An 18,758-nucleotide genomic window follows, 5' to 3' on the forward strand; every position below is an offset into this window, starting at 1 on the left:
ACTTTTATTCAGGTAATAAAAAAACCCAACTCGAAAGTTGGGTTTTTCAATTCATCAAAGAGACTGAAACCAATTATTTGATTTTTGCTTCTTTGTACATAACGTGCTGGCGAACTACTGGATCAAACTTTTTGATCTCAAATTTGCCTGGCATGTTACGCTTGTTCTTATCAGTTGTGTAGAAGTGGCCTGTACCTGCAGAAGATACTAGACGGATTTTCTCACGAACGCCTTTCTTTGCCATTGCTTATTTCCTCTTAAACGTTTTCGCCACGTGCACGCATGTCTGCAAGAACAGTATCAATACCTTTCTTGTCGATGATGCGCATACCTTTAGCAGATAGACGTAGTTTAACAAAACGTTTTTCGCTCTCTACCCAGAAACGATGAGTTTGTAGGTTCGGCAGAAAACGACGCTTAGTAGCATTTCGTGCGTGTGAACGGTTGTTACCCGTTACTGGACGCTTACCAGTTACTTGGCATACTCGTGACATGAATGTCTTCTCCAAAATCGTTTCAGCTCGATATCAACCTTGGTGGCCGAACCTCTCTATCTCTCGAAAAGAAGTTAGAGGTTAAGAACCGCTATGGAAAATCCATACAAGGCTATCAAAGGTCGCGCATTATACTAACTTGATATGCATTGCTCAAGACCCGAACAGATCCTTTTTACAGGTTTTCGTGATCTTTTTTTAGACAGCAGATTTTTTTAGCAGTCCAAGCTGAATTCAGTTAAAAATTTAGTGGCGTGGATGATAGCAGATTTTTAGCAACTAACAACCTAAAAAACGCACAGTTATATCCAGCCTCTTTCAGCAAAAGAGACACTTTCCCCATCTCCGATGACGAAATGGTCCAAAATACGAATATCCACCAATGCTAATGCGTCGATGAGACGCCTTGTAATCCTTCTGTCAGCTTGGCTCGGCTCAGCGACGCCTGAAGGATGATTGTGCGCTAGAATCAAAGCCGCCGCGTTATGATGCAGAGCACGCTTGACGACTTCTCTCGGATACACCGACGCTGCATCCAACGTTCCTTCAAATAAAATTTCGTCTTTTATCACTCGGTGCTGGTTATCGAGAAAAAGAATATAAAAAGCCTCTCTTTGCCGATCCCTTAAAACAGAAGACAGATATAACTTAGTTTGGTCGGGGCTGGTTAAGGCATCACCACGCTTTAGCGTCTCCGCCAAGTAACGTTGTGTCATTTCTAGTACAGCTTGCAATTGAACATACTTGGCTTGCCCCAATCCTTTGTGACGACAAAACTCTTCTTCTGATGCTGAAAATAGTTGTCTGAGCGAACCAAAGTCTTGAATAAGGAAGTCTGCGAGCTCAATCACGTTCATTCCGCGGGTGCCTGTGCGCAAGAAGATGGCCAGTAGCTCAGCATCGGTCAAAGCTTGCGGCCCTCGTTGCAGTAGCTTCTCTCTGGGCATGGACTCATTTGGCAAAGCTTTCAGTATCATCTGATGTCTCTTTATATAGAAAGTGTCCCTATTCCACAAAACAAAAAGCGAAAGTCGAGTATGACTTTCGCTTTCTTCGTACCATCAGTGCTTTCCATGCAACTTAACAGTTCATCAGAGTTTAAAGTTGCCAACCAAGCCGTGAATTTCTGTTCCAGACTGTGATAGCTGCGTGCTGATTGACTCGGCATGCTGCAACGTCTCATTAATGTTGTTCACGATCTGTTGAATAGCCACTAAGTTTTGGTTGATGTCTTCTGCAACCGCGCTTTGTTCTTCTGCGGCAGACGCGGTTTGAATACCCATATCTCGAATTGTTCCGATAGAATGATGAACACCAGAAAGAGATTGCTGAATGAGCGCAGATTCTTCCGCCGTTTTGACACCTCGTTTTTGGCTCACCGACATCGTACTGACCGCTCTTGATACACCATTTTGTAGCTGCTTGAGCATGTCGCCAATTTCATGAGTACTATTTTGCGTACGACTGGCTAACGAGCGCACTTCATCCGCAACGACGGCAAACCCTCGACCTTGCTCACCGGCTCTAGCCGCTTCAATCGCCGCATTTAGGGCCAACAAATTCGTTTGCTCGGCTATCTCGCCAATCACATCCAGCACTTTGGTTATTTTTTCGGTCTGTAAACTCAACTCAGAAATTGCATCTGACGTGCTGTCTATCTCCGTCACGAGTTCGGTAATGCCTTCTATTGCTTGCTCGACCTCATGCTGAGCGGCGGTGACTTGACTGTTGGCATCGTCAATTGCCTGCGCGGTCGCATTGGTATTGCTGGCTACTTCTTTGGCAGTCATGCTCATTTGCGTCACTGCCGTCACAACTTTGTCCGTCTCTAAACAGTGATCCTGCATTTGACCGCTCGCTTGGCTGGTCTGAGTGTTCAGGCTTTGAGAAACGGTCTGTACTGTCGTCGCAGAGCGATGAATGTCCTGCATCAGTGGGTGCAGCTTATCCATAAACTCATTAAACGCGGTCGCCACTTCACCAACTTCATCCTGACTTTCGACTTTTAAACGAGCCGTTAAGTCACCGCCGCCTGCGGCAACATCTTTTAATGAAGCCGCGACATGTTGTAATGGCTGAATACCTTTAGACACCACGATACTGGTGAGAACACTGGTAATGATCAATCCAATAACGGAAATCAACACGGCAGATAATGTATGCTCTTTTAGCTCTTGAGTCTTTAACTCTCTGTGCATCGCAACTTGCTGGTCGATGTCATCAATATAAACGCCAGTACCTAAAACCCAGTCCCATTTCGATAGATATTCTGCATAGCCCAACTTAGGCGCTTGTGCGTCAATGGTCGGTTTGTGCCACGAGAAATAGAGGAACCCATCCCCTTTTTGAGAAGCGTCAATCAAGCCCGCAATAACTGCGACCCCATTTTCATCTTTTAAGTCGTAAAGGTTTTTACCCTCTAATGCAGGTTTGATGGCGTGCAACGTATTCACACCTTGAGAGTCGTAGGCAAAAAAGTAACCATCGCTTTCAAAGCGCATGGCTTTCAGAATTTCTTTTGCTGCCTCTTTATTACTTCCATTTACATCCGTGTCGTATAACGGTTTTATCGCCGTCACGCCCATCATCATATAGGCTTGTAACTCTTTCTTTTTCGTTTCGATGAGCTCTTGCCTGTCTCTTGCCAGCTCCGCTTCCAAACTTTTACTGCTGTTGATGTAATACACCACTGAGATCAACGTGGTGATCAACAACAGCGGAATTAGGGTTATCAGCAGCAATTTGTTTCGACTTTTCAACACCATGGTTTCCACTACCTCTTTTTCTTTTCAGACTTGCAAACTCCGCGCAACTTGTCTGTGAGGTAGGCGAGAATTTTCCCTTCCTCGGTCAGATTAACACTATGGAGTTTGATGTGAATTATCTTCTCGTTATATATGCTCGGGCGGTCAGACTTTGAATTGTGTTAAAATCCGGTCATCAAATTGGAGATCTCACATGCAAACACTAGCAGGAAAGAAAATTCTACTCGGCATCAGTGGCGGTATTGCTGCGTATAAATGTGCGGAGTTAACCCGTCGCCTCATAGAGAGAGGAGCGCAAGTTCAAGTTGTAATGACGAAAGCCGCAAAAGAGTTCATTACCCCTTTAACCATGCAAGCCGTTTCGGGCCGTCCTGTCTCGGACAGTTTACTAGACCCAGCAGCGGAAGCCTCTATGGGCCATATTGAATTGGCCAAATGGGCAGATTTAGTGCTATTAGCGCCCGCGACCGCGGACTTAATCGCGCGCATGTCCGCAGGCATGGGGAACGATTTACTTACTACGCTCGTGCTCGCGACGGATTCCCCTGTTGCTGTTTCTCCTGCGATGAATCAACAGATGTATCGCAATATCGCAACCCAAGAGAACATCGCTACGTTAGCGCGTCGTGGTATGCACATCTGGGGCCCTGCGGCAGGAGAGCAAGCCTGTGGTGATGTGGGACCAGGTCGAATGCTGGAACCAATGCAGCTAGTACATCTATGTGAACAGTTCTTTCAACCAAAATTGTTAGAAGGTAAGTCGATACTCATTACCGCCGGACCAACTCGCGAAGCGATTGATCCAGTGCGTTACATTACTAACCATAGCTCCGGGAAAATGGGCTATGCATTGGCGAGCGCCGCAGCGCAGATGGGAGCAAAAGTCACCCTCGTGAGCGGTCCTGTCAGTTTAAATACGCCCGTAGGTGTTGAGCGCATAAATGTTTCCAGTGCACAAGAGATGCACGAAGCCGTTATGACACATGCAAACAGGCATGATGCGTTTATTAGCTGCGCTGCCGTTGCCGACTACCGCCCACAAACGATCGCGTCTCAAAAGTTGAAAAAGACAGAAGACAACGACGAAATGGTCATTAATATGGTTAAAAATCCTGATATTGTTGCATCTGTGGCAGCAATGACGGAGAAGCGTCCGTTTACCGTCGGTTTTGCGGCTGAAACCAATGATGTAGAGACCTATGCTCGAGGCAAGTTAACAAAGAAAAACCTCAATATGATCTGTGCAAACGACGTTTCGGTTGCAGGGCAAGGATTTAACAGCAACGACAACGCGATTACCCTTTACTGGCCTGAAGGTGAACTTGCGCTCGCTTTAGAATCAAAAGAAGCATTGAGCTTTAAAATTCTCGAAAAAATGCATCAATTGATGTAACTAACGTTTGAAAACCCTGCCAATTTTTTACAAAAGCTGGCATAAATTTGGTACAAAAATGACAACTAAGGGTGTTAAATCTCCCATTCCACCCTTAGTGGTCTAGTTTGAGGCGAAATAGCGTCTTATAATCCCCTCCGCTCAACTTTGTATTTTGAAAGGAAGTAACTAATGGCCGGCAGTAAAAAATCCAACCGTCGTGAAGAGATCTTACAAGCATTGGCAGAAATGCTTGAATCAACAGATGGCGCTTCACGCATTACTACGGCAAAACTGGCCAAGCAAGTCGGCGTTTCAGAAGCCGCGCTGTATCGTCATTTCCCAAGTAAAGCGCGCATGTTCGAAGGGTTGATTGAGTTCATTGAAGAAGCCTTGATGACACGCATCAACCGTATTCTAGACGACGAAAAAGATACACTAGAGCGTATTCGTATGGTGATGCACCTTATTTTGGCGTTCTCTGAACGTAACCCAGGTCTGACACGCATTTTGTCAGGTCATGCTCTAATGTTTGAAAATGAACGTCTACGTGAACGCATCAATCAACTCTTTGAGCGTATAGAAACACAATTGCGCCAAATCCTGCGTGAACGTAAGATTCGTGAAGGGAAGTCTTTCCCTGTCGAAGAGCGCATCCTAGCTGCGCAAATTCTGGGACAAGTTGAGGGGAGCCTAAACCGCTTTGTGCGTAGCGACTTTAAATACCAGCCGACTGCAAACTTTGACGAGTACTGGGCGCTTTTAAGTGCACAAATAAAGTAAAAGACTATGAGTAAAGACAAATACACGCAGCCCGAGTTTTCTCTTTCACTTCTTCACCCTCGTAACTGGGGCGTATGGCTTGGTTTTGGTCTGTTGGCCATCCTCGTCAATATTCTTCCTTATCGGCTGCTGCTTTCATTTGGTCGTTCACTCGGTAAACTTGGCATGCGCTACGGTAAAAAGCGTGTCCACGTTGCTCAGCGTAACTTAGAATTGGCCTTTCCAGACAAAACACCTGAAGAGATTCAACATATTGTTGAAGAGAACTTCAAAAATACCGGTATGGCACTGATAGAAACCGGAATCACTTGGTTCTGGCCGACTTGGCGCTTTAAAAACCTGATCGTCGAGAAAGATCTCGGCGCACTGCGTGAAAAAGCCAAAGAAGGTAAAGGCGTCCTACTTTGTTGTGTCCATGCTCTTAATCTAGAGATCACTGCGCGTGCTTTCGCCGTGTTAGGCGTGGCCGGGTACGGCGCGTTTCGTCCGCATAATAATCCTGCTTATAACTTTATCCAGTATTGGGGACGAACACATAACGGCAATAAACTGATTGATCGTAAAGATGTAAAAAAGATGATTCGTGTTTTACGCAGCGGTGAGCGTCTGTTCTATTTACCGGATCACGATTACGGTCGCAAAAAATCAGTATTTGTGCCCTTCTTTGCCGTAGACGATGCGTGTACGACAACAGGCACGAGCATTCTGGCGTATACCTCAAAATGTGCGATCATCCCAGGCTCAGGGTTTCGCAATGACGAAGGAAAATACGACATCATCGCCGATAAGTGCATTGAAGCCGACTATCCACAAAAAGACGAAGTCGCCGCTGCCGCTTATATGAACAAGTATGTGGAAGAAGTCATTCTACGCGCTCCAGAGCAATGGATGTGGCTCCATAAACGCTATAAAACCATGCAAGATGAGCATGTCGAGAAAGGCATTCGCTATAAGTAAGTGGTCACGGCGATAAATCCAAAAACAAAAAAGGGCAGATGAATATCCATCTGCCCTTTTTACTTTTTCAGAAAAAGTAACCAATTAAATGCCGTATTCTGCGCGGTACGCTTTAACTGCTTCTAGATGCTCTTTGTCTGTGCCTTTCTCTTCAAGGAAAGTCACAAGGTCAGTCAGGCTAACGATTGAGATGATTGCACAACCAAAGTCACGCTCCACTTCTTGGATCGCAGACAACTCACCTTTGCCTTTTTCTTGGCGGTCAATCGCAACCAACACACCAGCAAGGTCTGCGCCATTTGCTTGAATTATTTCCATCGATTCACGAATCGCAGTACCTGCTGTGATTACGTCATCCACTAGCATTATTCGACCTTCAAGCGCAGAGCCTACAAGGTTACCGCCTTCGCCGTGATCTTTCGCTTCTTTACGGTTGAAGCAGTAAGGCGTGTCGATATCGTGGTGATCCGCCAGCGCGACTGCTGTTGTCGTCGCGATTGGGATACCTTTGTACGCCGGGCCAAACAGTACATCAAACTCAATGCCAGAGTCAGCGAGCGCGGCTGCGTAAAAACGACCAAGACGCGCTAGGTCACGACCAGTATTGAAAAGACCAGCGTTAAAGAAGTACGGGCTTTTACGGCCAGATTTCAAAGTAAACTCACCAAACTTAAGAACTTCTTTCTCAAGTGCAAACTCAATAAATTCACGCTGGTATGCTTTCATTATTTCCTCTCTATGTCCTTGGTTTCTTGTGTCTCTTCTCGACAATCAATCATTTCTCTATTGTCGAGATAAAAAAATAGCCCCCATAATGGGAGCTATCTAAATCAATTGGCTAACGCCGCCTTCTGCGCTGCGACAATTTCCGTAATGCCGACTTTCGCCGACTCGAGCAATGCCATCAGCTGTTCGTGACTGAACGGTTCACCTTCTGCGGTGCCCTGAATTTCAATCATCTTGCCTTCTTCGGTCATTACTACGTTCATGTCTGTGTCTGCCGCTGAATCTTCAACGTATTCAAGATCACACAATACTTCGTCGCCTAGTAAGCCGACAGAAACTGCCGCTACGTGGCCTTTCATTGGGTTTGCTTTTAGCTTGCCGCTATCTACTAGGTGTTGGAACGCATCGGCCATTGCAACACTTGCGCCGCTGATAGATGCAGTGCGAGTGCCGCCGTCTGCTTGGATAACGTCACAGTCAACGGTGATCATGAACTCACCCATGGCTTTTAGATCGACAACAGCACGTAGGCTTCGCGCGATAAGACGCTGAATTTCCATCGTACGGCCGCCTTGTTTGCCACTTGCCGCCTCACGACGAGTACGAGAATGTGTTGCTCGAGGTAGCATGCCGTATTCAGCTGTAACCCAGCCTTTACCTTGACCTTTTAGCCAACGTGGCACAGATTCTTCGACGGTCGCATTACACAACACTTTGGTGTTACCGAACTCAACTAGCACTGATCCTTCAGCGTAAGCTGTGTAGTTACGAGTAATTTTGATAGGGCGAACTTGATCCGCCTTGCGATCGTTTGGACGCATGGGCATCTACCTTAAATATGAGGAGAAGACGATTTGGTTGGGCGAAGATTATAACGGAATCGATTCCGGATTCATAGGTTACGCCGCTGGCACAACATAAACAATCCATACATCCCGCGCACCTATCGACGCAGCATGATACACTCTTGAAGTAATTTTCAAAAAATGAAGACAGGAAAATTCGATGATTTACAGTATGACAGCGTATGCACGCAAAGAAGTAAAAGGCGATTGGGGCTCTGCGGTATGGGAAATCCGCAGCGTGAACCAGCGTTATTTAGAAACATACTTCCGCATGCCAGAACAATTTCGCGGGTTAGAGCCCGTTTTACGTGAGCGCTTTCGTAAGCGCTTAGCGCGAGGCAAAGTAGAATGTAATCTGCGTTTTGAAGCAAACCCTGCCGCAAAAGGTGAGCTTAGCATCAATGAAGCGCTTGCTAGCCAGGTAATTAAAGCCGCTGAACAAGTCATGCACATGACTGGTGAACTGAGCCGAATCAATCCATTTCAAGTCATGCAATGGCCGGGGGTAATGGAAACGCCAGAGCAAGACATGGATGCGGTAAATAAAGTGCTACTAGAAGCATTTGATGGCGCAATGGATGAATTTATTGAAGCGCGCGCTCGTGAAGGCGAGAACATGAAGGCGCTGATTGAACAGCGTTTGAACGCCATTTCTGCAGAAGTCGTAAAAGTGCGCGCACGCATGCCAGAAATACTAGAGTGGCAACGTGAGCGTCTGTTCTCTAAATTTGAAGATGCGAAAGTAGAGCTAGACCCATCTCGCGTTGAGCAAGAGCTTATCCTTCTGGCACAGAAATCAGACGTAGCAGAAGAGCTAGACCGTCTTGATTCTCACGTAAAAGAAACCACGAACATTCTGAAAAAAGGTGGCGCAGTGGGTCGTCGTCTAGATTTCATGATGCAAGAGTTCAACCGTGAATCGAACACGCTAGCGTCGAAATCAATCAGCACCGACATCACCGCATCGGGCGTTGAACTGAAAGTTCTAATTGAACAGATGCGTGAGCAGATCCAAAACATTGAATGATCTAAAAGTCATCGAGTATTGAAACAAAAAAGCCCCGCTAATACGGGGCTTTCTTTTATTCGTCTTTTTCCAAGGTACTGTTATCAACGTAGGGCCAATAATGATGTCCAATTCTGATCAGCAAAGTAGCCGCAGCCAAAATAAACGCAGCCAGAGATAACCACACAACCAAAACTGCATCCAGCTCTTTCATTCCGAGAGTGATATAGCGGGCGATCGCCATCATCGCGATGTAGATAGGATAGCGTACCGGAATTTTACCGTTCATCACGAACTGCTGCACCATGGCGAGCACTTCCAGATAGATAAACATCAAAAGAATATCTGTGAGTAAGACACGCTTCTCTACAAATACGTGCACAAACTCTTGCATCATGGCGTACAACGTCGCCAAGGTAATAGAGACTAATAACACCGCCTCCAAAATATGGAAGATTTTCAGGAAAGGTCGACTAAAGGATTTCGGTAAATTCGACGGCATGGTCCATTATCCAAAAAAAGAAAATAGGCCTTGAGTTTAGCATGCAACGATCTTCAATCAATCAGAATAAACATCAGTGCGAATCGACTCCAAGTCCTGGCATTTGCTTATAAAAACGCTCCGCTTATTTGGCGGAGCGCTTTTGTGTTATAGGACCTGTGGCATCACTTACGCCACTTGCTGCTTTTTTTCAGCTACGCGCTTTTTCTTCCGATATTTAGGGTGAGTGATCGGAATCGCAGATAGGAGTTTTTTGGTGTATTCGTTTTGCGGGTTTGCATAAATTTCTTTAGCACTGCCTGCTTCTACCACTTTACCAAAATACATCACGGCAACTTTGTCAGAAACATGTTTCACCACCGAGAGATCGTGAGAGATAAATATGATCGCCAAGTTCATTTCTTGTTGCAGCTGTAGCAATAGGTTCAAGATTTGCGCCTGTACCGACACATCTAACGCAGATACCGATTCATCACAAATCAGTAATTTAGGCTTCAATGCAATCGCGCGAGCAATACCGATACGCTGCCGTTGTCCGCCTGAAAATTCATGTGGATAACGGTTTACTGCCGTTTCTGGTAATCCCACTTTGATTAAAAGCTCTTTTACCCACTGTTTACGCTCTGTTGGCGTGCCAATTTTATGAATAACAAACGGTTCTTCCAGAATCATACCGATGGTATGACGCTGATTGAGTGACTCCATTGGGTCTTGAAAGACGATTTGCATGTCTTTACGCAGCGAGCGCATCTCTTTAACAGACAATTTAGTGATGTCTTTACCTTCAAAGAAAATCTTACCTTCTGTTGGCTCGTATAACTTTAAGATCGTGCGACCAAGGGTGCTTTTACCACAACCTGACTCACCAACTAGCCCCAGTGTTTCACCTTCAGAAACAGACAGTGAAACCCCGTCTACCGCTTTGATGGTGTAGCCTTTCTTGAACAGCCCTTTACCAGAAACAAAGTGCTGCTTAAGATTTTCAATTCTTAATACTTCTTTTGCCATAACATCCTCTTTTATGACTGGTTCACTTTGCCCAGTTAACTGGCAAACATACTGGCATCAATAGGCTTGATATCGATCATCTGCTTCGGCTCATTATCTAAGCTCGGCATCAACCCCATCAAACGCTCTGTGTATGGGTGCTGCGGGTTATCAAACAACTCAAAAATTTCTGCTTTTTCGACAATACGTCCGCCATACATCACGGCAACATCATCACACACTTCTGCCACAACCCCGAGATCGTGAGTGATGAAGATCATCGCCATGCCCGTTTCTTCCTGAAGCTCGTTCATCAGTTCAAGGATAGACGCCTGAACCGTAACATCCAACGCTGTAGTCGGTTCATCACAAATCAGAATATCCGGCTTACAGGCCAATGCCATCGCGATCATGACACGCTGGCGCATACCACCAGATAGGTTATGGGGATACTCATTCAATCGCTTCTCTGGCATTGGAATTTTTACTTTTGCCAGCATCTCAATCGCGTACGCCTCCCGCTCCTTTTTGTCGAGCTCAGGTCGATGGAGCTCAAGCACTTCACATATTTGACGACCAATGGTGTGCACTGGGTTGAGCGCAGTCATCGGGTCTTGGAAGATGATCGAAATGCGATCGCCACGCATGGCGTACATCTCTTCCGCAGGCAAATCAACTAGGTTGGTGCCGCGATAATTCACTTCACCTTTAATGATGTTGCCATATGGCTTAGGTAATAGCCCCATGATCGACATTGAGGTTACGCTCTTACCACTACCTGACTCTCCCACCAGGCCGAGTGTACGTCCAGCTCGCACATCAAAGTTCACACCATGCAGAACCTTCACTGGCCCATCATCGGTGGTAAATTCAACTTCGAGATCTTTAACACTTAGGATTACATCGTTTTCCATAACCAATCCTTACAGCTTATAAGTGTCATCTACGACAACGACAGGTTCAAAAGCTTTGTCTGACTTCATCGCTTGTTTCGTTTCTTTTTTGATATCACTATCAATCCAGTAAGTGCCATCGCCTATGATTGCACCACTGAACAGCGCCTCTGTCATGCGATTCATTGGCTTATCTGGAAACTTTAACCAGCGCCAGTGACCATAGCGGACATAAGGAACCATGTAGCCTGGGACGATAACGTGAGCATCAATGATGTCACGCTGAATCTCATGACCTAGCTGGATCTTTTTATCCATATCCATGCCAAAACGATACTCGATGATCTTTTCATCCAGTTCAGGCGTGCTGTAGTTTGTGAAAGAGTTAGTTTGCGGCTTGTTCGCATTGACAGAATGGAAGTACTCCCAATACGTTGGGATCTCAGACGTACCCATATCTAAGAAAGCCAAATCGTGCTTTTTCTCACGTACGTATTTGAACATGGATGAGCCATCAACTAACTTGAGCTCAATATCCAGCCCTGCTAGCTTGGCTTGCTCACGCAAAAATGCAATACGAGGAGTATGAACAGGTGTTCCGTAGGTCAGCTCGAAGCTTAAGCGCTCACCTTTATCATTAACACGAATACCATCAGAACCAATTTTGTTAAAACCTGCGGCTTCGAATGCCTCGGCCGCTTTTGCGGGATCAAACTTCGGTGCCTTAGCATCTGGTAGGGTGTATTTACCATGACCATAACCGGTCGGGTTCGGTTTACGGGAGTAGTCGCCACGCATGACATTCTCTATCATGCCATCAAAGTCAATCGCGTAAGTAATGCCCTTGCGAATGTTTAAATCATCCAGCAAAGGCATCGCGGTGTTCATCCATACACCACCAGCCCCAACTGGAAATTGGTTGTAACCCCAGAACTTTTGAATGTATCCCTTTTGGTAAGGTTCCGTATTCGATTTATCATGCCATAAGCTTGGTAAAACAAGACCAAATGCGTCCAGCTTCCCTTTCTCAAAGTGCTTCATCGCGATATCACTGTCGCGAATCACTGTGATGCGGATTTTGTCGACATTATAACGATGTTGATAATACTTATTGCTGTAACCCCACCAGTCTTCACCAACATGTTTGAAGGTAACACTTTTACCTTTTTTAATGTCATCTAGGTAGTATGCACTGGTCGTTGGTTCACTTTTAAAATTGTAGTAGCGGACAAAGTTGTCATGTATACCGTCACCATTTTCATCTTTTGAAGGGTTAGCATAAAAATGTGCGGGGCGTGGGCGCAGAGCCCCCATTCGTAACAGCAACTCTTCCGGATTGAACTCTTTCGCCGCCTTAACAGCAAACGTATGAGTGTCGTACTTGATAACATCCGCAATCGTTTTGTTGTAGTAATCGTTGTACCAAGGTTCCAAGATGTCCTTGGAACGATAAAACTTCAGCATGAACACGAAATCGTCGGCAGTCACAGGTTTGCCGTCCGACCATTTGGCTTCAGGGTTGAGTTTAAAATAGACCGTTTTGTTGTCACCTGCTAACGCCCACTCGTTAGCAAGCTCAGGTATGAACTCTAAAGTATCTGGGTGGCGGACCACCAAGCCTGGTGTTTCATCTAAGATAAAAGAACGTAGCCCTGCATTAGCGTCTGGACCAACACTACGTAACGTCTGCGGGAAACTTGACATAAAGGTGCGATAAGTCCCTCCACGTTTCGCTTCTGGAGAACCATATTGAGGCTCATCCCAGTTTGTTTGCCAGTTTAAGTCAGTCGGAAGCGTTGCTGACATTGCACCAAAACTCAGGGCGCTCAGCGTGGACGCTAAAAATAATTTCTTCATAAAACTTCCCTTTTTTATGTTTTGCTCACAATGCTCGCTTAAACATAGCGTGTGAATTTTTTCGGGTCGAAAGCCGCTCGAATGGCTTCACCAATAAAGGTCACCATTACCAGAACCAGAACAATAGAAGTCACTACTGACGCAACAATCCATGGCGAATCTAAGTTTGACTTACCTTGTTGCAGTAATTCCCCCCAACTTGGTGTTGGTGGCATCAAGCCTAAGCCTAGGTAATCGAGAGCAGTCAATGCAGTGATGTTAGCTGCAATAGTGAAAGGTGCTAGGGTTACAATCATCACCATCGTATTTGGCAAGATGTGATTAAACAAGATACGTCCAGTCGATGCCCCTAAAGCACGTGCCGCCATTACGTATTCTCGTGCCGCTTCTTTATAGGTCATGGTCCGCATGTACCATGTCATCCCCATCCAAGTGAAAAGCACGTTAATAGCGACAAAGAGAGCAAACGTCGGTTGAACGATTGAAACAAGAATCATTATGACGTACAAAAACGGTACCATTGACCAGATTTCGATAAGTCGCTGTACAAACAAGTCAAATTTACCGCCCCAAAAACCCATAGCACAACCGACTGCAGTACCGATCGCGTAGGAAATGGCCATCGTAAGCAACGCAAATCCCATCGCCGTTCTGAATCCGTAGACGAGTCGCGCCAAAATATCGCGACCTATCACATCTGTACCTAAATAATGCTTATTTTCGGCACTAGGTGCTGTTGGCGGGAAATCACCACTAAAATCTTGTTCATATGGGTTCCACGGCACAAGCGGCAAAATAACAAAGTTGTCGCCCCCTTCAGCCTCAAACGCTTTTTGCAGTACACGATAATCGGCTTCACTGGATGACTCTTGGCCGAATTCGCTACCTAAACGTACGTCACTGACAACAGGAAAATAGTAGCTACCATCGTACTTGACGACTAGCGCTTTACTGTTGATCAAAAGTTCGGCGAATAGAGAAAGGATCAACATGATAGAAAGAGCAACAAACGACCAATAGCCTCGTTTGATCTCTTTAAAGTGACGAATTTTCTTTTGGGTTAATGGACTAACTTTAATCATGTTACGCTCCAAACTTCACACGTGGGTCGACTAAAGCAACACAAATATCTGAAATGATGTTACCAATGAGCAGTAACAACGCATTAATGGCGACAATACCCATAACAACAGGGTAATCACGCTCCATGATTGATTCGTAACCTAATAAGCCAATGCCATCAATATTGAAGATAACTTCAATCAGGAAGGCACCGGTCATGAAGAACAACAAAGAGTTACCAAAGTGACTCGCGATTGGAATTAAGCTGTTACGCAACGCGTGCTTACGAACTGCTTTTTTGAAAGGTAATCCTTTCGCAATTGCGGTGCGGATGTAATCTGAGGAAAGGTTTTCCATCAGGTTATTTTTCATTGTCATCGTCAGCGTGGCAAAATCACCAATGAGGTAACAGATCAAAGGCAACACCGCATGCCACATAATGTCTTTAGCGCGTTCAAAGAAGGTTTCGTAATCGTCGAAGTCATCGCCGACAAAGCCTCCCATCGGAAACCATTCCAAGTGATAACTAAATAACGTGATCAGCAATACACCCACCACATAACCTGGTAGCGCGTAGCCTACGAAAATGAGTACTGAAGAAGCGGAATCAAACACAGAACCGTGCTTGAGTGCCTTATAGTAACCAAGAGGAATCGAGATAAAATAACTAATAAAGAAGGTCATGCCGCCATAAAACAACGACACTGGCAAACGCTCTGCGATCATGTCCGAGACAGGCTCGTAGTAACGCGTCGACTCGCCAAGATCTAGCATTACCAAACGACTTAACCATTCGACGTACGCTTCCGTTACTGGTTTATCCAGGCCATAAAACGCATTCAGCTCCGCGATTTGATCGTCAGAAAGGGCCGTATTACCACCCGCAGACGTCATTGATGCGGCGCCGTCCCCCTGGGACTGCATTTGTGACAACATGCGTTCAACAGGTCCGCCAGGCACGAAACGAGTGATAGCAAAGATGAGAATAGTTATCCCGAGAAACGTTGGGATAACCAACGCCAAACGGCGTAAAAAGTACGACAGCATATACAACTTGCTCCTTGTCTACTGTCCAGTTCAAACGGAGTGAAAGAGGATATTTTCCGCCCAAAATGGTGCATATTTATCTCGTAGTAACTAAAACTGTTGAAGCACACTCCCTGCGCCTCAAGAGCTAGACTTTTCTACTACTGCAATAATTTCAGCGTCATATTTATCTTGAATCCACATCAGCTTCAAGTGTTTGAAACCAAAACATGACAAACTTCCTTCGATGTCGAAAAACAGAAATGTTTTTGTAAAAAATTATAAAAAACCACAAAAATAATTCATACAGAATATCAATCTAGGCTGTTTAGAGCCAAAACCCTACATAAAAATGCACCCTACACACATAAATAGACACATAATCCAAGGTTATATTTGACCTAAAAATACGAGTGAGCCCTTTAACCGCAATGGGTATCATATTTTGATACCACCTAATAAGTTCGAGCTAACAAAGTATGGATTCGATATAAAACTCATCTCAGAACAATTCACTGGAAAAATATCTTTTTCCAGATTCAATTACCCACTAAAAAACCATAGGCAAGATAAGTCATTAAAGTTTATAAGAAACACAAAATACGGTGTTTTATTGAAATTTAATCTCGATGCATAAACCTTATTCGGTTTTTTATTCCGCCTTTTAAACAAAGCCTGGTTATTTACATCTTTTTTACATTTAAGCATCCCCGTTTACCACTGGTTTGACTTCCTTTTTTCATCTCGGTTATACATTGGCCGAACGTTAACGAAATATTAACGTCACATTTGGCCGCTATGCGGCCAGACATAGGAAATAATAATAATCGGAGCAACAAGGATGTATAAAAACACAACCGCTTTATCTGTTGCGATAAGCCTTGCTTTGGGGACAGCAGCAGTTGCAGCCCCAGCAACAGCACTGGCAGAAGAGCAGCAAGTTGAAAAACTTCAAAAGATGAAAGTTACTGGTTCGCGTATCTCCACGACGGATATGGAAGGTCCTTCACCAGTTACTGTTATTAATAGTAAAGACATTGAGTCTAAAGGCTTTAACAGCGCGCAAGACGTATTGAACAGTTTGACCCAAAACACAGGTGGTGTAATGGCTCAAACAGACTCTTTCTCGTTTACACCAGCAGCGCAGTCAGTCAACTTACGTGGCCTTGGCGCGTCACGCACATTGATTCTTATTGATGGCCGTCGTCTTCCTCAATACCCGCTAGCACAAAATGGTACATCTAACTTCCAAGATATCGGCCAAATCCCTGTCGCCGCCATTGAGCGTGTTGAAGTAATGACCGACTCAGGTTCTGCTATCTACGGCTCCGACGCAATCGGTGGTGTCGTAAACTTCATTTTAAAGAAAGACTTTGATGGCGTTTCTGTAAAAGTACGCGCGGGTGACGCGACGGATGGTGGTTACCAAAATGGTCGTTTAGACGTTGTAGCTGGCAAAAACTTTGACGACAAACGTATTCTCTTCGTTGGCCAATTTGCGGGCAACGAAATGCTAAAGCAATCTGACCGAGATGATTGGGCTGGCGATGACGGTTCTAGCCGTTCTCAGCTAAGTGGCTACTCTAGCTACGGTGCAAACTTTGAAGGCGCCAACGGAACACTTCTAACACCAGCTGATGCTGGTTCTTCATGTAAAGAAGTCGTTGGTGATGCCGCGATTGAACGAGCGGATGGAAAGTGTGGTGTTAACCGTTCTGCATACCGAACATTAAAGCCAGAAAACAAACAAGTAGACCTACTTTTACGTGGTGAAATGGACATTAACGACAATGTCACTGCCATGGCAGAAGCCCGTTTTGGCTACAAGTCTACAGAATCTGAATTCGAACCTAACCCTTACAGCGTTGAAGTTGATGCCTCTCACTTCCGCGGCGAAGGCGAATACACTCGCCGTATGGTCGAATTTGGACCACGCGAAAGTAACACTGAAGCCGATTCTTTTGGCTTAACCTTAGGCTTGAACGGCCTGCTTGCTGATACGTATGATTGGGACCTATCCGCTGGTTACTCTGAGCAAAGCGTTGAAACAAGCAACCCAGCAATCTTTCTAACTCTCGACCAAGCTGTACAAAATGGTGATGTCGATCTTCTAGGGCCTATCTCACAAGACGTTGTAGACAAATACAGCGGCACTTCAAGCAAAGAAGCTTACTCAAAGCTTTACTCTGTTAACGGCTCACTGGCTGGTGATTTGGTTGAACTTCCTGCAGGTATGTCTGGCTTTGCTGTTTATGGTGAATGGAACCGTACTGACTACAATGAGACGATTGATGCTACAACAGCAGCTGGTGGTTTCTCTGGTCTAGGTGGAACGTCAGGCGGCGGTGACCGCGATCAGATTGGTCTTGGTGTTGAAGCTCTTATTCCTATCATTGAAGATTTAGAAATGACTGTCGCTGGTCGTTACGACCACTACTTCGACGACTCGGCAACTGGTGGCGCATTCACTCCTAAAGTAGCCCTAGCATACCGTCCTACTGACACCCTATTGCTACGTGGTAGCTACGGTCTAGGCTTCCGAGCTCCAGACTTGAAGCGACTATTTGGTGATCAAACTCGAGGCTTTGGTTCTGGTTTTGACCCTGTGCTTTGTGCCAACGCTGGTGGTAGCGGCCCACAAGATAAAGATAAGTACCCAGAGTGTGATACTCAGTACTTCGATACGCTTAATGGCCCTAACTCAGAGCTGAAAGAAGAAACAAGTACAAACATTAACTTGGGCCTAGCGTGGGAGCCTGTGGATGATCTTGGTGTAACCGTTGACTGGTACCACATCAAAATGGAAGACGTCGTAACTGCACCAACTTACCAAGATGTAATTAACGATCCAGGTAAATACCCAGGTACTGAAGTCGTTCGTAACCCAGATGGCACCATCAAGTCGGTATCCTATGGTCCAGTGAACCAGTCGTATGAAGAGCGTTCTGGTATTGACCTAGCGATCAAATACGCATACGACACTAATGAGTTCGGTTCATTTAACACGCGTGTTGCTGTAACGAAGATCTTGATTGCTGAATATCAAGAAAACGACAGCGAGCCTGTAACGGATGAAAGAGATTTCATGCCTGAATACACCGCAACGTTAAATCTTGGCTGGGCATATGAAGATGTCGCTATCAACCTATTTGGTAAATACCGCGACCGTATGTGTTCAAGCTACGCAAACCGTTACTACTTTGATGACTGTGATTCTGCTAAAAAAGCGGGTTACAAAGCAGAAATCGCTAGCATGACAACGTGGAACCTAACGGCTTCTTACCAATTCAACGAGAGTGGTCGTGTAACTCTTGGTGCTATCAACATGTTTGACAAAGTACCGCCTGCAGATCCTCTAAGCGATACCTCTCCATTCTATGCAACTGGGTATGACGATCCAATCGGACGTCAGCTATACGTCGAGGCATCATACGACTTCTAAAAAATATTTGGCGCGGGTTTTCCGCGCCCTTTTCGACTGAC

The 18,758-nt window shown here is 45.3% G+C and carries 17 protein-coding genes; 5 read left to right on the forward strand and 12 right to left on the reverse strand.

Translation table 11 applies throughout. The features are described 5' to 3' along the window. Positions 1-73 precede the first annotated feature (73 nt). The 4 genes from rpmG to R7P64_RS14140 all read right to left on the reverse strand — a co-directional run bounded on the left by rpmG (position 74) and on the right by R7P64_RS14140 (position 3,259). Positions 74-244, reverse strand: a complete 171-nt coding sequence (gene rpmG, locus R7P64_RS14125; RefSeq protein WP_004410866.1) for a 50S ribosomal protein L33 — start codon at positions 242-244, stop codon at positions 74-76. A 13-nt stretch (positions 245-257) separates the two neighbouring features. Continuing rightward, entirely contained in the window at positions 258-494 is a 237-nt protein-coding gene (gene rpmB / locus R7P64_RS14130) for a 50S ribosomal protein L28 (RefSeq protein WP_005384783.1), read from the reverse strand. 302 nt (positions 495-796) lie between these two features. Further along, complete coding sequence (gene radC / locus R7P64_RS14135) at positions 797-1,471, reverse strand: RadC family protein (RefSeq protein ID WP_213972968.1); 675 nt, start codon at positions 1,469-1,471, stop codon at positions 797-799. Between the two features lie 114 nt (positions 1,472-1,585). Continuing rightward, entirely contained in the window at positions 1,586-3,259 is a 1,674-nt protein-coding gene (locus R7P64_RS14140) for a methyl-accepting chemotaxis protein (RefSeq protein ID WP_318123646.1), read from the reverse strand. Positions 3,260-3,452: 193 nt separating this feature from the next. Here R7P64_RS14140 and coaBC point away from each other — a divergent pair, with 193 nt between their 5' ends. The 3 genes from coaBC (at position 3,453) to R7P64_RS14155 (ending at position 6,371) form a co-directional block, all read left to right on the forward strand. Then, positions 3,453-4,652 carry a bifunctional phosphopantothenoylcysteine decarboxylase/phosphopantothenate--cysteine ligase CoaBC gene (gene coaBC, locus R7P64_RS14145; RefSeq protein ID WP_154204912.1) on the forward strand — a complete coding sequence of 400 codons (1,200 nt, stop codon included), beginning with the start codon at positions 3,453-3,455 and terminating at the stop codon, positions 4,650-4,652. A 171-nt stretch (positions 4,653-4,823) separates the two neighbouring features. Next, entirely contained in the window at positions 4,824-5,414 is a 591-nt protein-coding gene (gene slmA, locus R7P64_RS14150; protein ID WP_005379386.1) for a nucleoid occlusion factor SlmA, read from the forward strand. A 6-nt stretch (positions 5,415-5,420) separates the two neighbouring features. Continuing rightward, the gene (locus R7P64_RS14155) at positions 5,421-6,371 is read left to right on the forward strand and encodes a Kdo(2)-lipid IV(A) acyltransferase (protein ID WP_318123648.1); all 951 of its coding nucleotides are present in this window, start codon (positions 5,421-5,423) and stop codon (positions 6,369-6,371) included. A gap of 84 nt (positions 6,372-6,455) precedes the next feature. On the opposite strand, the gene pyrE is transcribed toward R7P64_RS14155, so the two are convergent. Then, positions 6,456-7,097: an orotate phosphoribosyltransferase gene (gene pyrE / locus R7P64_RS14160; protein ID WP_005379384.1), complete on the reverse strand. Its 642-nt coding sequence runs from the start codon at positions 7,095-7,097 to the stop codon at positions 6,456-6,458. Between the two features lie 104 nt (positions 7,098-7,201). Next, on the reverse strand, positions 7,202-7,918 hold the full coding sequence (rph, locus tag R7P64_RS14165) for a ribonuclease PH (protein WP_031780917.1): 717 nt from the start codon (positions 7,916-7,918) through the stop codon (positions 7,202-7,204). A gap of 184 nt (positions 7,919-8,102) precedes the next feature. Here rph and R7P64_RS14170 point away from each other — a divergent pair, with 184 nt between their 5' ends. Further along, a complete protein-coding gene (locus tag R7P64_RS14170) occupies positions 8,103-8,969 on the forward strand; it encodes a YicC/YloC family endoribonuclease (protein ID WP_047103771.1) in 867 nt (288 codons plus the stop codon). A gap of 55 nt (positions 8,970-9,024) precedes the next feature. On the opposite strand, the gene R7P64_RS14175 is transcribed toward R7P64_RS14170, so the two are convergent. The 6 genes from R7P64_RS14175 to R7P64_RS14200 all read right to left on the reverse strand — a co-directional run bounded on the left by R7P64_RS14175 (position 9,025) and on the right by R7P64_RS14200 (position 15,296). After that, positions 9,025-9,450, reverse strand: coding sequence for a phosphate-starvation-inducible protein PsiE (locus R7P64_RS14175; RefSeq protein ID WP_025768316.1), 426 nt, complete (start codon positions 9,448-9,450; stop codon positions 9,025-9,027). 168 nt (positions 9,451-9,618) lie between these two features. Next, on the reverse strand, positions 9,619-10,458 hold the full coding sequence (locus tag R7P64_RS14180) for an ABC transporter ATP-binding protein (protein ID WP_005379372.1): 840 nt from the start codon (positions 10,456-10,458) through the stop codon (positions 9,619-9,621). 35 nt (positions 10,459-10,493) lie between these two features. Continuing rightward, positions 10,494-11,351: an ABC transporter ATP-binding protein gene (locus tag R7P64_RS14185; protein ID WP_080960121.1), complete on the reverse strand. Its 858-nt coding sequence runs from the start codon at positions 11,349-11,351 to the stop codon at positions 10,494-10,496. Positions 11,352-11,360: 9 nt separating this feature from the next. After that, on the reverse strand, positions 11,361-13,187 hold the full coding sequence (locus R7P64_RS14190) for an extracellular solute-binding protein (protein ID WP_047103768.1): 1,827 nt from the start codon (positions 13,185-13,187) through the stop codon (positions 11,361-11,363). Positions 13,188-13,225: 38 nt separating this feature from the next. After that, complete coding sequence (locus R7P64_RS14195) at positions 13,226-14,269, reverse strand: ABC transporter permease (RefSeq protein ID WP_005379369.1); 1,044 nt, start codon at positions 14,267-14,269, stop codon at positions 13,226-13,228. A 1-nt stretch (position 14,270) separates the two neighbouring features. Then, positions 14,271-15,296: an ABC transporter permease subunit gene (locus tag R7P64_RS14200; RefSeq protein WP_005384771.1), complete on the reverse strand. Its 1,026-nt coding sequence runs from the start codon at positions 15,294-15,296 to the stop codon at positions 14,271-14,273. A gap of 820 nt (positions 15,297-16,116) precedes the next feature. On the opposite strand from R7P64_RS14200, the gene R7P64_RS14205 reads away from it, so the two are divergent. Next, positions 16,117-18,717 carry a TonB-dependent receptor plug domain-containing protein gene (locus R7P64_RS14205; protein ID WP_213972980.1) on the forward strand — a complete coding sequence of 867 codons (2,601 nt, stop codon included), beginning with the start codon at positions 16,117-16,119 and terminating at the stop codon, positions 18,715-18,717. Positions 18,718-18,758 lie beyond the last annotated feature (41 nt).

The sequence above is a fragment of the Vibrio sp. 2304 genome, from assembly GCF_033339475.1.
In the GTDB taxonomy this organism is placed as follows: Bacteria; Pseudomonadota; Gammaproteobacteria; order Enterobacterales; family Vibrionaceae; genus Vibrio; species Vibrio alginolyticus.